The 15373-nt window shown below is 71.1% G+C and carries 12 protein-coding genes; 6 read left to right on the top strand and 6 right to left on the bottom strand.

The window, feature by feature from the left end:
* Nucleotides 1–40: 40 nt before the first annotated feature.
* From ppk2 to ADK65_RS26305, 5 genes are all read right to left on the bottom strand, one after another.
* Nucleotides 41–997: a polyphosphate kinase 2 gene (gene ppk2, locus ADK65_RS26325; protein WP_199825708.1), complete on the bottom strand. Its 957-nt coding sequence runs from the start codon at nt 995–997 to the stop codon at nt 41–43.
* A 230-nt stretch (nt 998–1227) separates the two neighbouring features.
* Nucleotides 1228–1956, bottom strand: coding sequence for an SDR family NAD(P)-dependent oxidoreductase (locus ADK65_RS26320; protein WP_053673751.1), 729 nt, complete (start codon nt 1954–1956; stop codon nt 1228–1230).
* Nucleotides 1957–2155: 199 nt separating this feature from the next.
* On the bottom strand, nt 2156–2551 hold the full coding sequence (locus ADK65_RS26315) for a cupin domain-containing protein (protein WP_053673295.1): 396 nt from the start codon (nt 2549–2551) through the stop codon (nt 2156–2158).
* Nucleotides 2552–2683: 132 nt separating this feature from the next.
* Nucleotides 2684–3628: an MIP/aquaporin family protein gene (locus tag ADK65_RS26310; RefSeq protein WP_053673293.1), complete on the bottom strand. Its 945-nt coding sequence runs from the start codon at nt 3626–3628 to the stop codon at nt 2684–2686.
* A gap of 176 nt (nt 3629–3804) precedes the next feature.
* Complete coding sequence (locus ADK65_RS26305) at nt 3805–4557, bottom strand: helix-turn-helix transcriptional regulator (RefSeq protein ID WP_053673292.1); 753 nt, start codon at nt 4555–4557, stop codon at nt 3805–3807.
* A 162-nt stretch (nt 4558–4719) separates the two neighbouring features.
* Here ADK65_RS26305 and folE point away from each other — a divergent pair, with 162 nt between their 5' ends.
* On the top strand, nt 4720–5322 hold the full coding sequence (gene folE / locus ADK65_RS26300) for a GTP cyclohydrolase I FolE (protein ID WP_053673750.1): 603 nt from the start codon (nt 4720–4722) through the stop codon (nt 5320–5322).
* Between the two features lie 57 nt (nt 5323–5379).
* Here folE and ADK65_RS26295 read toward each other — a convergent pair whose 3' ends face one another.
* Complete coding sequence (locus tag ADK65_RS26295) at nt 5380–9033, bottom strand: LamG-like jellyroll fold domain-containing protein (RefSeq protein ID WP_053673290.1); 3654 nt, start codon at nt 9031–9033, stop codon at nt 5380–5382.
* 364 nt (nt 9034–9397) lie between these two features.
* On the opposite strand from ADK65_RS26295, the gene ADK65_RS26290 reads away from it, so the two are divergent.
* From ADK65_RS26290 to ADK65_RS26270, 5 genes are all read left to right on the top strand, one after another.
* The gene (locus tag ADK65_RS26290) at nt 9398–10420 is read left to right on the top strand and encodes a LacI family DNA-binding transcriptional regulator (RefSeq protein WP_053673288.1); all 1023 of its coding nucleotides are present in this window, start codon (nt 9398–9400) and stop codon (nt 10418–10420) included.
* Between the two features lie 122 nt (nt 10421–10542).
* Nucleotides 10543–11784 carry a sugar ABC transporter substrate-binding protein gene (locus ADK65_RS26285; protein WP_053673287.1) on the top strand — a complete coding sequence of 414 codons (1242 nt, stop codon included), beginning with the start codon at nt 10543–10545 and terminating at the stop codon, nt 11782–11784.
* A gap of 10 nt (nt 11785–11794) precedes the next feature.
* A complete protein-coding gene (locus ADK65_RS26280; RefSeq protein ID WP_053673749.1) occupies nt 11795–12778 on the top strand; it encodes a carbohydrate ABC transporter permease in 984 nt (327 codons plus the stop codon).
* Nucleotides 12775–13593, top strand: coding sequence for a carbohydrate ABC transporter permease (locus tag ADK65_RS26275; protein ID WP_053673286.1), 819 nt, complete (start codon nt 12775–12777; stop codon nt 13591–13593). Before ADK65_RS26280 ends, ADK65_RS26275 begins: the two co-directional genes overlap by 4 nt.
* 33 nt (nt 13594–13626) lie before the next feature.
* On the top strand, nt 13627–15369 hold the full coding sequence (locus ADK65_RS26270; RefSeq protein WP_053673284.1) for an amylo-alpha-1,6-glucosidase: 1743 nt from the start codon (nt 13627–13629) through the stop codon (nt 15367–15369).
* Nucleotides 15370–15373: the final 4 nt, after the last annotated feature.

Genomic DNA, 15373 nt, shown 5'->3' with positions numbered 1-15373 from the left:
CCCTCACCTCCGCAAACGAGAGGGGAGGGGCCCTGATGCGTCAGTCGGCCCCCGGGTGCTTCCCGGGCCCCTCGGCGCCCGGGAACAGCGGAGTCGGCGACAGCGTGGTGTCCTCCTCACCCGGCTCGAGCAGGGTGTCGGCGGCGCCCACGATGAGAGGGTCGGGTGTGCCCACCGCCTCGTTGTCCTTGCTCGCGTAGTCGATGCGTGACAGCAGACTGCGCATGGTCTCCAGCCGGGCGCGCCGTTTGTCGTTGCTCTTGACGACGGTCCAGGGCGCGTGCGCGGTGTCCGTGGCGCGGAACATGTCCACCTTCGCCTCGGTGTAGTCGTCCCAGAGGTCCAGCGAGGCCAGGTCGGTGGGGGAGAGCTTCCACTGGCGCACCGGATCCACCTGCCGGATCGCGAAGCGCGTGCGCTGCTCGGAACGCGACACCGAGAACCAGAACTTCACGAGCAGGATGCCGTCGTCCACCAGCATCCGCTCGAAGGCCGGGCACTGGCCGAGGAACAACTCGTACTCGTCCTTGGAGCAGTAGCCCATCACGCGCTCGACGCCGGCCCGGTTGTACCAGGAGCGGTCGAGGAAGACGATCTCCCCGGCCGTCGGCAGATGCGCGATGTACCGCTGGAAGTACCACTGGCCGGACTCGCGTTCGGTGGGCTTGTCCAGGGCGACGACGCGTGCGCCGCGCGGGTTGAGCCGCTCGGTGAGCCGCTGGATCGTGCCGCCCTTGCCCGCCGCGTCCCGCCCCTCGCACACGACGACCAGACGTGCGCCGGTGTCCTTGACCCAGCGCTGGAGCTTGAGCAGCTCTATCTGCAGGATGCGCTTGGTCCGCTCGTACTCCTTGCGGCCCACTTTCCGGTCGTAGGGGTAGTTCTCCCGCCAGGTGCGGATGGGGCGCCCGTCACCGTCCAGCACGATCGGCTGCTCCCGCCGGCTGGTGTCCACGGTCAGCCCGTCCAGCAGCTTGTCCGCGTCTTCGGCGCTCATCACTCGACTCCCCGTTCGGCTCGCACGGTCGGCACCGAGCGTACGGCGCACGCCGTGCGGACACGGCTCCCGTCGCTGGTGAACGCCCACACGGGTGCCCCGCCCGGCCCCGCCCATGTGAGGTGCGCCAGGACGGCGGCGCCTCCTGGAGGTGCCGTCCGGCAGGTGCCGCCTGACGGCCGGGCTCCACTGACGCCCCCGGCAGGCCGCGGCCGAGGGCGGGACCGCGCTCAGAGCGCGGTGCCCGTCTCCTCGGCGAGGGCCTGCACGAGTCGGTCCTGGAACGCCTCGTCGCGGACGGCCTCGTGCGGCCGCGACCGCCGGCCGTGGTACCAGTACCCGCCGGTGGTCAGGGCCTCCGGGTCGTCGCTCGACGCCAGCCACTCCTGTGTCCGGTGGCCGAGCTCGAGGTCGTCCGGCGCACTCGGCCCGCCCATCCTGGTCGGCACCCAGCCGGGATCCACGGCGTTGCTCGGCGCTCCGGGGCGCAGCCGGGCCACCGCGGCCGCCAGCGCCGTCACGAACAGCTTGCTGTCGGCGTACGATCCCGCGCTCTCGCCGCGCCAGTCGGCCTCCTCCAGCGCCCACGGGCGCCCGCCGAGATGCGAGCCGCTGCTCAGGTACACCAGCCGGCGCGGCCCGCGCAGCAGGGCGGTCAGCAGATAGGGCGCGACGATGTTGACCGGCATGACGGCGGGTCCGCTCCACACCCCGGCGTTGTGGACGACGGCGTCGAGCGGTGGCAGGTCGTTCAGCTCGTCGGCGACCCGGCGCACGGCGTCACGCTCGGCGAAGTCCCCCACCACGACATGTGCCCCACGGGCGGCCGGCTCCTCCAGTACCTTCGCCCGCTCCGGGCTGCGGGCGTGCACCACCACGTCGTGCCCGGCGGCCAGCAACGCCTCCGCCGTGGCCCGCCCCAGCCCCTCCGCGGAGCCGGTCACCAGGATCCGGCGCACCGTTCCTCGCATGCGACTGCCTCCTTCCGCGGGATTCGCGTCCGGGTTGATCCCGGGCACCCCGTGTGCCCCTCGCTCGGGGTCGCAGTCGCACGGCGTCGGGGCACGGCCGGACCCGGGCTCAGTGGCCCACACGCAGGGCCGTGTCCTGAGGGCCGGTCGTCGTGGAGAGCGCACGATCCCCTGCCCGATGCCGCGGTCAGGTCGGCGGCCGGTCCTGGATCTGCATGCCCGGCCGGCGGCGGTGCACCGTCACGTACGACAGGCCGCCCGCGCCCGCGGTCACGCCGCGGACGCTGCCGTGCGGCAGCCAGACGAGGGTCCCGGGCTCCACCGGGTGCGGTCCGGCCGCGGAGCCGAGCGTGCCGTCACCCGACACGACGAGGAGCAGGACGTCGAGATCGGGTTCGGCGTGGGCGTCGATGGTCCCCCGGGGCGGGACGCGCACGAGGTTGGCGTCCAGCTGCCGGCCGGGTTCGGCCAGCCGCCACAGGGCGCCGGTCGCCTCCGGGGCGGCTGCGACGAGCGCCCCGGTGTTGCCGAGGATCCGGGGGAGAGGAGGTCCGGCCGCGGGGAGCTCCTCCGGGTCAGTCATGGATCGTGCCACCATCCGATACGGGCCTGCCTTGGGCCGGTTCACCTGTACAGCAGGCGATCCGCGCCTCTCATGGCCGGACGCCCGGAGGAATTTAGCATCGGCCGCGGTCCTGGCCGCGGCCGATACCGCTCACTCTTCGTCGGAGGTGGTGGGGCGCGTCCGCCCGGGCTCCGGTGCCTCGCCCTGTTGCGCGCGGGCGTGCAGGACGTCGCCGATGAAGAGGTCGTACACCAGTACGCCGATCACACCGCCGATGAGCGGACCGACGATCGGGATCCACCAGTAGCCGCTGAACGCCCCGGCCAGACTGCCGGGAAAAGCCAGCCCGTCCCATCCCGCCATCCAGGTGAACAGGCGCGGGCCGAAGTCGCGGGCCGGATTGATGGCGTACCCCGCGTTCGCCCCGTAGGACATGCCGATGGCCGCCACGACGAAGCCGATCACCACCGGGCCCAGATTCGCCTTCACGGCCGTGTTGCGCAGGTCGATGATCGCCACGACCAGCATGACGAGGAAGGCGGTGCCCACGATCTGGTCGATCAGCGGGCCCCAGATGCCGCCGTGGAAGTACGGCGCCGGGAAGGTCGCGAAGATGGAGAACGAGGCGAGGGTCTTCCCGTCGGTCTTCGGGCCCTTGAAGGCGGCGTCGAAGGCGTTGATGGCGTCGTGGTACACGGCGTAGACCAGGGCCGCCCCCGCCAGGGCGCCGGCCACCTGGGACACCCAGTAGGGCAGGACCTTGACCCAGGGGAACCTGCGGCGGACGGCGAAGGCCAGGGTGACCGCCGGGTTGATGTGCGCTCCACTGACGCCGCCGGCCACATAGATGCCGAGGATCACGGCCATGCACCAGCCCCAGGTGATCAGGAGCCAGTCCCCGGCGCCCAGGAAGAAGATGGTGGGCCCCTCGGTACGTCCCGAGCCGGGCAGCGCCGCCACCGTCATCGCCACCACGCCGCACCCGAAGGAGATGAGGACGAACGTCCCGAGGAACTCCGCCAGGCACTCGCCCGCCAGGCCTGCGCGACGTCTGAGCCTGGAGGGTTTCACCAGAGGCTTGATCTCCACTGCCATGTGATTTCTCCCTGGGTTCGCTGCGGTCGCACGTAACGCGTCGTAGTCACGTGGTAACCCGGAGCGTGACCCGCGGCAACCGCAGGAGACCCGTCGGCAGCTCGCTCACCGAACGACCGACGGCAGCTCGCTCACCGATACGCCCGGGACGCGGTGGCGTGCGGCTCTGACGCCCCTCAGGGGCCCGGGGGCGTCTCCTCGGTGGACTCGCCGCTCCCGGAACCGAGCCGGACGCAGCACTCCCCGGCTTCCGGCGCCAGTACCGCGCCGACCCCGCTGACCTCCAGACCCTCGAGGTAGCCGCTGAGGAACGCCTGGTTCATGCCGCACACCAGATCCGGCGCCCTGGCGGCCAGCGGGTGGAAGGGGCAGTTGCGCAGCCGGATCCGGGTCGGGGTTTCCCGCACCGGCTCGTAGCCGTACTGGTCCAGCAGTCGCTCGCAGGTGGTCAGCCCGCGCTCGGGGCCGAGCCGGCCCGGGCGGGTCTCGTGCCGTGCGGCCTCGCCCACCTGCCGGCCGCGCTGCCGCGCGACGCTTATCGCGGCCTGTGCGGCGTCTTCGCCGGCCTGCGCGGTCAGAACGGCGTCGAGCAGCAGGTCGGCCAGCAACTCGTGCCGACGGTCGGGGATGTTCACGGTGATCTGGGCGCCGGTGGGCTCGTACACCTTCGGCTGCCTGCCGACCTTGCGGGCCCCGCCCGGCGCTTCGTAGCGGGCGCGCAGCAGGCCGGCGTCGACCAGCTTGTCGAGGTGGAAGGCGGCGAGTTTGCGGGAGATGCCGACGCTGGCGGCGGCCTCGTCGCGGGTGACGGGGTGCCGGGCCCGCCGGATGAAGGCGAACATGCGCCGGCGCGAGTCCTCGTTCAGGACGCTGACGGAATCGATGGCGCCGGCGGCCGGATCGGCCGGCGCGGGCGGGTCGGAAGCCACACGACCACGGTAACTCCCACACCGGTGGGAGCGAGAGCTGTTCGGGCTCCCTGGTCTGCGGGCCTTGACGGTGACGCGCAATAAAGGAAACACTTGTTGGTGAAACTCTTGGAGGTCAGCATGGTCCCGCTCTCACCGCACTCGGCATCGGAGGCAGCCGGCATGACGGCACCCGTGCGGCCCGCCCTACGGGTGGTCCACGAAACCGACGGGATCGACCTGGCCGCCGCCGAGGTGGCGGCAGGCCGGTTCCTGGAGGCCCTCGGCATCTCCACGGCCTCGGAGAGCCTGCGCGGCACCCCCGGCCGGATGGCCCGCGCCTACGCCGAACTCTTCAGCCCGCGCCCCTTCGACCTGACGACGTTCCCCAACGACGAGGGCTACGACGAACTCGTCCTCGCCCGGCGCATCCCGGTCCGCACCGTCTGCGAGCATCATCTGCTGCCGGTGGTCGGTACCGCGCACGTCGGTTATCTGCCCGGGGCCCGCATCCTGGGCCTGTCCAAGCTGGCGCGCGTCGTCGAGCACTTCGCCTGCCGCCCCCAGGTCCAGGAGCGCCTGACCAAGCAGGTCGCCGACTGGCTGCAGGAGCATCTCGAGCCCAAGGGCGTCGGCGTGGTGATCGAGGCCGAGCACTCGTGCATGACGCTGCGCGGGGTCCAGGCCACCGGCTCCGACACCCTGACCTCGACCCTGCTCGGTCTCCTGCGCTCCGACGCCCGCTCCCGCGGCGAATTCCTCGCCCTGACGGGTGTGGCCAAGTGAGCACGGCGCGGCGCCCGGGACCGTCCCCGACGGTCCCGGGCGCCGCGCGTCAGCGGGTCATCGCACCTCTCGCGCATAGGGCGCGACGGTGATCCGGTCGATCAGCGGCGCGTAGCGGGAGCGGAGCAGTACGCCGGGGAAGGTGTCCGAGGCGTAGGTGGTGCCGTCGAAGTTCGGCGGTTCCTCGGAGCGGAAGCCGATCGTGTTCTCGCCCTTCTTCAGCTGCACCGGGACGGTCAGCTCCCAGAAGTTGTTCTGGTGGAAGCTGTGCGGGAAGCCGACGCGATCGGCCGGGCCGCCGTTGACGCTGATGTCGGCGTGGCGGGCGAGCGGGTCGGGGTTGTAATGGGTGGCCTCGGACTGTTCGGGGTTGGAGTAGCGGATGCGCAGCGCGTACAGGCCGGTCCGGTCGGCCGTGACGGTGAAGGTCGCGGTGTTGCCGTTGCCGGGGGCCCCGCCGATGCCCGTGATCGCCGTGCCGCCGGTGGCGAGGGAGAGCGGGGCCAGCGTGGCGTCTCCGGCGAGAGCGGCGTCCCCGGCTTCGTAGGTGCGCGCCGGCAGCCTGCCTTCGGTGGGAGTGACCGTGATGCGGTCGACGAGGGTCGTGGCCGGTCCACCGGTCACCGTCACCTTGTTGACGCCGCCGGAGAGGGAGACCGCCGCGCTGCTCCGGTCCCTGGCCAGGCGCAGGACGTCGTGGCCGTTGACGGAGAGCCGGGCGCCCGTGCCGCCGAGGGTGTCGACCACCAGGGTCGCCTCCCGGTCGGCCGGGGAGTAGACCCAGAACGTCGCGCTCTGGCCCTTCGCGAGCCGGATCGCACCCGAACCGGAAGCCGCCCGCTTCGGGAGGTCGTACACCGGGCGTGCCCCACCGGCCGGCCACGCCAGTTCGCCTTCGTACACCCGCGTGTCCGCCGAGGCGCGGGGGAGGGAGAGGGTCAGGCGGTCGACGATGGCGTCGCCCTTCGTCGCACGCTTGCCGTCGGCGCTCCTCGCGGCGAGCGTCAGGGTGTGCTTGCCCTTGGTGAGCTCGACCTTGGTGTCGGCGTGGTCCCACACGACCCACTTGTAGCCGAGCGGCAGGTGCAGTTCCTGCTCACCGGCCGCCTTGCCGTCCACGCGCAGGAAGACGTTGGTGGGGCCCTGCTCCTTCACCTTGTCGTAGGTGTTGAGGGAGTTGGCGAAGACGCTCAGGTCGTAGGTGCCGTCCTCGGGCACGTCCACGGTGAAGTCGAGTGCGACGTCCGAGCCGGTGCGCAGACCGCCGACGTCGTAGCCGCCGGAGGTGTAGAACTTCGACACGTCACGCGGTGAGCCCTCCGGACCGTTCTTCGACCAGCCGGAGCCGGTGTGCGCGGCGTCCTCGGCCTCGTACGAGGACTGCCAGCGCACGGGCGGCGCCTGCGTGCCCTTCGCATTCCCGGCAGGGCTGAGGACGACCTCGTAGGCCGAGGACTCCTTCAGCTTCGGCAGGACGCCGTCGCCGAAGCCGAGCGTCACCGTGCCGTCGTGCGCGACCGTCAGGTTCGTCTCGGCGAGCAGCTTCGGACCCGAGGAGTCACCGACCTGCCCGCTCCACTCGATCTCCCGCACCCAGGCGTGCACCCGCCTGCCGAAGACCTTCTCCGGGACCCCCGCGAAGGTGATGTGGCCCTTGCCGGTCGACCCGCCGAAGAGCAGCCGCGCCTGCTTCCTGTTCTCGTCGAGGGTGGCGACACCCTGCATGGTGTAGTTCTCGCCTGGGAACGGCGGGGTCACCGTCACGGTGTGACCGCTCATGGAGGCGTACGAGTTCAGCAGCCACCACTGCCCGTTGCCCCGGTTCGACTGCACCGCGGAGTCGGACAGGTTGCCGTCGATGTTCCAGTACGCGATGTCGGCGTCGACCTTGGACTCCTCGATCGCGGACACCCACTGGATCATCTGGCCCGGCACCGAGGTGTGGTAGTTGAACGCGTACTCGTTGATGTTGATGGGGAGTCGGGTGCCCTCGCGGTCGGTGCCCTTGAACAGGTCCTTCTCCCAGGCCCGGTACGTGGCGACGCTCCGGCGCACCGCCTCCGGATGGCTGAGCTCGTGCCAGGTGATGACGTCCGGGAGGGTGCCGGCGGCCAGGGTGTGGGTGAGGAATCCCTTCACCTGGTCGTACAGGACGCTGGTGTTGGGCCCGGCGATGCGGGCGCGGGGCATCCTGCTCTTGATCAGCTTGTACGCGTCGTCCCAGGCGGCGAAGTAGGCGTCGGGGTCGCTCAGCCAGCTGACCTTGTCGTAGCTCCACTCGCCGGTGCCGAACATGTTGCCCTCGGGCTCGTTGAACGGCACGAAGACGATGTTGTCCTGGTACTGCTCCGGCAGCTTCAGGACCTGGTCGACCTGCTGGGCGATCTTCTCCTTGTAGAGCTTCAGCTTCTCGGCGGGGGTGTCGCCCGGCCACTGGTACGGAAAGCCCCGGTGGATGTCGGTCATGTAGATGTACACGTCCCCGTCGGTGGAGTCGGCCAGTGGCTTCACCACCTCCAGGGCGTCGGCGCCGGGATGCTGGGGGCCGTCCTGCGCCTTGGTGGAGACCGTGCGCAGACCCATGCCCTCCATGAGGTTGTTGGTCGGGACGTCGGGCCCGTACACGCCGTAGAGGGTGCCGGACGCGCCGCCGTGGAACGCGCCGGTGTCAGAGCCGAGGTCGACGGTGAGCTCCCCCTCGCGGACCACGGTGACGGTGGCCTTCACGGCGCGTCCGGCCGCGGTTCCGGAGACCGTGAAGGTGCCCGGCGCGGCGTACTCGTCGGAGGGCACGGCGTCCCAGGTGACGGGGGTGTCGCGGTCGTATCCGTCGGAGAAGGAGGCGCGGACGGCGGCGGGCAGGGACGGGGCGGTCCCGGTGGTGGTACGGACCTCGAAGGACGTCCGTGAGAGTTCCTGGAGGGTCGGCACGGCACCGACCGTACCGGCCACCTGCTCGGGGCTCAGTGCCGCGTGCCACACCGTGAAGTCGTCGATCGCGCCCCGGAGCAGCGGGTCCGGGTAGAGGGACTTGCCTATGTACCCGGCGGTGGTGGCAGAACCGTCCAGAAGGTCTCCGGCCCTGATGGCGGTCGCGGCGGAAGAGACCGCCACGCCGTCGAGGTAGGTGGTGAGCCGGCCGGCGGCGGTGTCGAGGGTGACCGTGACCGTGCGCCACTCGTCCGCGGGCAGGCTCGCGTAGCCGCGCACCTGGTCCTCCGCGCCCCCGCCCCCGGTGGTCACCGAGGTCTGCAACAGCCCGCTGCCGTTGTAGGGCGTGCTGAAGAGGTACTTGCTGGTGTCCGTGCCCAGGTCGAAGATCCGCTGCCAGGGTGAGGTGCCGCCGTTCCACTTCACGCGGGCGGAGACGGTCAGGTCGGTCGTGCCGGCGAGCACCTGGCGCGGAAGGCGGACGTACGCGCCGTCGGACGTCGCGGAGCCGCCGGGCAGGGACAGCGCCTTCCCGCCGGCCGGGCCGTCGACCGAGCGGGCGGTGGAGGCGTTCACCAGGGTCGCCGTCAGGCCGTTGCCCGAGCTGTCGGTGATCTTCCCGGAGGCGAGGTCGTCCTGGTCGAAGGAGTAGTGCGCGGCGGGCTGCGGTGCCTCGGCGGCCTGTGCGGGGGCCGCCGGTGCGGCCAGCAGGCCCGCCCCGAGGGTCAGCGCCACGGTGGCCGGGGCCCGGCGCCGCGTGAATCTGTCAGCGGATGGCATGGATGGCGTCCTCAGTCGTCGTGTAGTCCGTCGTGTCGTCGCTTGGTCGAGCAGCGGTTCGGCCCGCACGTTCGTCGAACCGGTTCGATCCGGGCCTCGGGCGAGCGGAGGGGGCTGCGTCGGGTGGCGGGTGCGCCGGTGTACGGATGGGGGCGTGAGGGCTGCCCCGCCGCAACCGAACGGGCCGATGCGTCGAACCGGTTCGCGAAGCTAGCACCGGCACCCCGGGTCAGCAATGCCTGTGGCACAAGGATTCCGGGCGGGCGATCGACCGGCCGGCGAAGTATGTCCCGGGTGTTGACAGGAGTCGGGGCGCTTCCTACCTTCCTGCCATGCGAACCGGTTCGACGAGCCAGGAGATGCCGTGAACATCGGGGAGATCGCCAAGCGTGCCGGTGTCTCGCGGAGCACCGTGTCCTACGCACTCAGCGGCAAGCGCCCGGTCTCGGAGGACACCCGCCGGAAGATCCAGCAGGTCGTCGACGAACTGGGCTACCGGCCCAGCGCCAGCGCCCGCGCCCTGGCCAACGGGCGGACCAGCACCATCGGCCTCGTCTTCCCGCCGGCCGGCAACCACTACACCGGTATGCAGCTGGACTTCATCGGCAGTGTGGTGGAGGCCGCCGCGGCCTACGACTACGACGTGCTGCTGTCGCCCAGCGGCGTGGACAGCGACCGGTCCTTCCAGCGGCTGCTGGGGGAGCGGCGGGTCGACGGCGCCATCCTGATGGAGATCCGGCTGGAGGACGACCGGGCCGATCACCTCGCCGCCCTCGACTTCCCCGCCGTCGCCATCGGCCGCACCGCCCGTCCGGAGAGCGGCTGGTGGGTGGGCCTGGACCACACCGCGCTGGCGGCGGCGTGCGTCCACCACCTCGCGGACCTGGGCCACCGCCGGGTCGCCTTCGTCAACCGCCCCGAGCAACTCCTGCGCGCGGGATACGAGTCGGCGCACCGCGGCCTCGACGGCTTCACCAAGGCCGCGGCCGAACGCGGACTGACCGTGCGGACCTACTGCTGCGGGGACGACGCCGCCTCCGGCCAGGCCTGCCTGGAACAAATTCTGCGCGACGACCCGGACACCACCGCCCTGGTCACCCTGAACGAGGCCGCGCTGGGCGGTCTGTACCGAGGACTGGCCGGGGCCGGCCGCCATGTGCCGCGCGACTTCTCCGTCACCGGGGTGGTCGCGAGCCGGTGGGCGGAGACGGTGACCCCCCAGCTCACCGCCGCGGACGTACCGGCGGAGGAACTGGGCCGGCGCGCCGTGGAACTGCTCGTGGAGCGGCTCGGCCGGCCCGGCGCCCCCGCACGGCACCATCTGCTGACACCCCCCATCTCGCTGCGGGCCAGTACCGGACCCGCCACCGGCTCCCCACAGCCCTGACCCCCGCCCCCTCTCCCGCCCCTTCTTCGAGCACACCCCCGCGACGCCTCCCCGCGGTGTGCCCGCTTCCCCCACATCGCCCCCGCCACGGCACCCCTGTGCCCAGAACGAAGGAACCCGCGATGCACAGCTCCTCCAGACGGCGTCTCGCCGCAGTGGCCCTGTCGACCGTCCTCGCCGCGGCCGGCACCGCCTGCTCCTCCGGCTCGGGAAGCACCGGCACCAAGGGCGCGGACAGCGGCACCTACACCATCTGGGACCCCTACCCGCAGTTCGCCAAGGGCTCGGCGTGGGTGAAACTGCTGGACGCCTGCGGCAGCAGAGCGGGCGTGAAGGTCAAGCGGACCGGTTTCGACACCAGCGACCTGGCCAACAAGACGCTGCTCGCGGCCCAGCAGGGCAACTCCCCGGACGTCCTCATCGTCGACAACCCGGTGGTGTCCACCCTCGCCGAGGCGGGCGTGCTCACCACGACCGACGAGAACAAGCTCGACACCTCCGCCGTGGACCCCAACCTCCTCGCGGCCGGCCAGTCGGACGGCAAGACCTACGGCACCCCGATCGGTGCCAACACCCTCGCGCTCTACTACAACAAGAAGGTCCTGAAGGAGGCCGGTGTCGACATCGCCTCCGTCAAGGACTGGAAGTCGCTGACGGCGGCCCTGGAGAAGACCAAGAAGGCGGGCAAGAAGGGCATCACCTTCTCCGCGATCGGCACCGAGGAGGGCAGCTTCCAGTTCCTGCCCTGGTTCTGGGGCTCCGGCGCCGCCCTGACCGACCTCGACTCGCCCGCGGCCGTCTCCGCGCTGTCTCTGTGGAAGACCTGGCTGGACAAGGGCTACGCCCCCAACTCCGTGCTCAACAACACCCAGACCACCAGCTGGCAGGAGTTCGCGAGCGGCGACTACGCCTTCGCCGAGAACGGCACCTGGCAGCTCGCGGCCGCCAAGAAGGCCGGCTTCGACTACGGCGTCCTGCCCATCCCGGCCACCGGCGGAGGCAGCGCCGCGGCCCCGACGGGCGGCGAGTTCGTCACCGTCCCCGTCCAGAGCGACACCGCCCGCTACACCACCACGGGCAAGCTCACGGCGTGCCTCACCAGCTCGACGAACCTGTACGACACCGACACCACCCTCTCCTACGTGGCGCCCACCGAGGTGGTCCGCGAGAAGCAACTGGCGGCCGACCCCGCACTGAAGCCGTGGGTCGACGCGGTCAAGGCGGCCAAGGGCCGCACCAGCGACGACCTGGGCACGAAGTACCCCAGGATCTCGGAACAGATGTGGAAGGCCGTGCAGTCCGCGCTGAGCGGGTCCAAGTCGCCCAAGGACGCTCTCACGTCCGCGCAGGCCGCGGTCAAGTGACGTGGGACCGATGAAGCAGACCGCCCGTCCGCCGGACCACCGGTCCGTGCGGCCGCGGAACGGGGCGGCCCACGCCGCCCCGCCCCCGGCCCGCACCGCGCGACGCCGCCGGCCCACCTCCCCGCAATGGGCCGCCTGGGCCTTCCTCACCCCGGTGACCGTCTATCTCGCCCTCTTCTACGCCTATCCGCTCTACCGCAACCTCGACCTGAGCCTGCGCAACTACACCGTCCGCTCCTTCGTCCAGGGAGACGCGCCGTTCACCGGCCTGGAGAACTACCGGAAGGTCTTCGACGACCCGACCTTCGCCCCGGCACTGCTCCACACCGTCGTCTTCACCGGCGTGTGCCTGGCCTTCCAGTACGCCATCGGTCTGGCCCTCGCGGTCTTCTTCAACCAGCACTTCCGGCTCTCGGCGACCCTGCGAGCCCTGTTCCTCGTCCCCTGGCTGCTGCCGCTGATCGTGTCGGCCTCGACCTGGTCGTGGATGCTCAACAGTGACTCCGGCATCGTCAACGCGGCCCTGCACGTCCTCGGCCTCGACCCCGTCAACTGGCTGACGTCACCGTCCTGGTCGCTCACCTCGGTGATCATCGCGAACATCTGGATCGGCGTTCCCTTCAACCTGGTCGTGCTGTACAGCGGCCTGCAGTCCATCCCCTCCGGCCTGTACGAGGCGGCCGCCCTCGACGGGGCGGGACCCTGGCGCCGCTTCTGGAGCATCACCTTCCCGCTGCTGCGCCCCGTGTCCGCGATCACGCTGCTCCTCGGGCTCGTCTACACACTCAAGGTCTTCGACATCATCTGGATCATGACCAAGGGAGGCCCGGCCGACGCCTCCACGACCTTCGCCACCTGGTCCTACCGGCTGGGCTTCGGCAACCTGCTGCCCGCCTTCGGGCCGGGCGCCGCCGTAGGCAACCTGCTGGTGGTGGCCGCCCTCGCGTTCGGCCTCCTCTACATGAGGGTCCAGCGAAAGCAGGCGTACTCATGACAAGCCGACGCACCTGGGGAAAGACCGCCTTCGGCGTCCTGCTGACCGCGATCATGCTCTTCCCGGTCTACTGGATGCTGACCGTCTCCCTCACCCGCGACCAGGACATGCGCAAGTCCCCGCCCGACCTGTTCCCCGTCCACGGCACCCTGGCCGGCTACCGCACCGTCCTCGACGAGCAGTTGCCCTACCTCGGCACCAGCCTGGTCATCGGCCTGGGCACCGTCGCCCTGACCGTGGCCCTGTCCGCTCCCGCCGGCTACGCCCTGGCCAAACTGCGCCCGCGCGGCGGAGGCGCGCTGAGCTTCCTCCTCCTCGCCGCGCAGATGATCCCCGGCATCATCATGGCGATGGGCTTCTACGCCATCTACCTGCAACTGGGCCTGCTCCAGTCCGTCCCCGGGCTGATCGTCGCCGACTCCACCCTGGCCGTCCCGTTCGCGGTGCTCATCTTCACCGCGTTCATGTCCGGCATCCCCGGCGAGATGCTCCAGGCGGCCCGCACGGACGGCGCCGGGCCCGTGCGCACCTTCTGGTCGATCGTGCTGCCGATGAGCCGCAACGCAGTGGTCACGGTCTCGCTCTTCGCGTTCCTGTGGTCCTGGTCCGACTTCGTCTTCGCCGGCACCCTCGTCAACGGAGGGGCGCACGAGCCGATCACCCTCGGCATCTACCACTACATCGGCAACAACAACCAGGAGTGGAACGCCATCATGGCCACCGCCGTCGTGGCCTCGCTGCCCGCCGCGGTCATCCTCGTCCTGGCCCAGCGCTACGTGGCCGCCGGCGTGACGGCCGGCGCGGTCAAGGACTGACCTTCCCCCTGCTCGAGAAACGAGTGACACCTCATGACCGCCGACCGCTCCGGCCCGGCCTTCTCCGTCCAGGACATCCCGTTCAGCACGTACGGATCCTGGTTCGGCATCTCGCCCGTGGTGGCCGAGAAGACGTACGCCGAGGATCTTCACCTGGTCTCCCACCAGAACGGCATGCACGCCGTCCTGAGCCTGACACCCCTCGACCCGGTCACCGGGGATCGCGCGGCGACCCGCGTGGAGGCCGGCCCGGGCCTGCTCAGCTGGATCGGCGCGCGGGGGCGCGCTGACCTCGCCTACGAGTCGCCGGACACCGTGCGACTGCGGGGGAGCGGCCTGGGCATGGCCGTACGGGCGGCCGCGCGGACCCTGACGCCGTTCAGCGGAACCTGGTTCTTCCACGACGCCGCCGCCCGCGCCCACGTGTTCACGTCCTACGAGACGGGACGCCGGTACCGCGTCACCGTGCTGTCCGGCACCCTCGACGCTACCGGTGCCCAGACGCTGGGCAGCGCCGAGCGCGGTCTGGCCACGGCCGCGGCGGACGACGAGACGTGGGAGATCGCCATCGAGGAAATCGACGCCGCCCGCCCGCCGTACGCGTCCGCCGCGGCCTTCGACGACATCGCGGCGTCCGCGCGGGCCTCGTTCACCCGGTTCGTGGACGCCGTGGCTCCCTGGCGCTCCTCCGCCACCCCGGCCGCCGAACTGGCCGCCTACGTCGTCTGGTCGGCCACCGTGAACCCGACCGGTCTGGTCACCCGGCCCGCGGTGCTGATGTCCAAGCACTGGATGGACAAGGTGTGGAGCTGGGACCACTGCTTCAACGCCCTCGCCCTGGCGCCCGGTTGCCCGGAACTGGCGCGCGACCAGTTCGCCCTGCCCTTCGACCACCAGGACGGCAGCGGCGCCCTGCCCGACTCGGTGACCCATTCCGAGGTCCTCTACAACTTCGTCAAACCCCCCATCCACGGCTGGGCCTTCGGCCATCTGCGCCGCCGCCTGCCGACGCCTCCCGGCCCGGCCGAACTGGACGAGACCTACCGGCGGCTGGAACGCTGGACGAACTTCTGGCTCACCGCCCGGCGCGCCCCCGGCGCCCCCTTCCCCCACTACCAGCACGGCAACGACAGCGGCTGGGACAACGCCACCACCTTCGACCCCGAACGGGTGGTCGAGACCGCCGACCTGTCCGCCTTCCTCATCCTCCAGCTCCACGAACTCTCGCGTCTGGCTGATGAGTTGAACCGAGCCGACGAGGCGCGCCGCTGGGCGCGAGCCGCCGAGGAGACCCAGGCGGCACTGCTGGACCGGCTCTGGAGGGACGACCGGTTCGTCGCCCGGGGAGTCGGTACGGGGGAGACCTGGAGCAGCGCCAGTCTCCTGGACCTCATGCCCATCGTGCTCGGCGAGCATCTGCCCGGCCACGTCAGCGGTGCCCTGGCCGACCACATCAAGGCCCACCTGACCCCGTACGGTCTCGCCACCGAACTGCCCACCTCCCCCCACTACCTCGACGACGGCTACTGGCGCGGCCCCATCTGGGCCCCCGCCACCGTCCTCGTCGAGGACGGCCTGCGCCGCGCAGGCCATCACCGGCTGGCGGACGACATCAGCGGCCGCTTCCGCGCCCTGTGCGAGACCCACGGCTTCGCCGAGAACTTCGACGCCCTCGCCGGAACGGGCCTGCGCGACCGCGCCTACACCTGGACCGCCAGCAGCTACCTCCTCCTCGCCGAGGCGTACGCACTGCGAGGCGACCGTGACCTGACGTGAACCC

The sequence above is a fragment of the Streptomyces sp. NRRL B-1140 genome (assembly GCF_001280065.1).
Lineage (GTDB): Bacteria > Actinomycetota > Actinomycetes > Streptomycetales > Streptomycetaceae > Streptomyces.
Note: the sequence above shows the minus strand (reverse complement) of the source record. Positions and strands in the feature narration are given on the sequence as shown.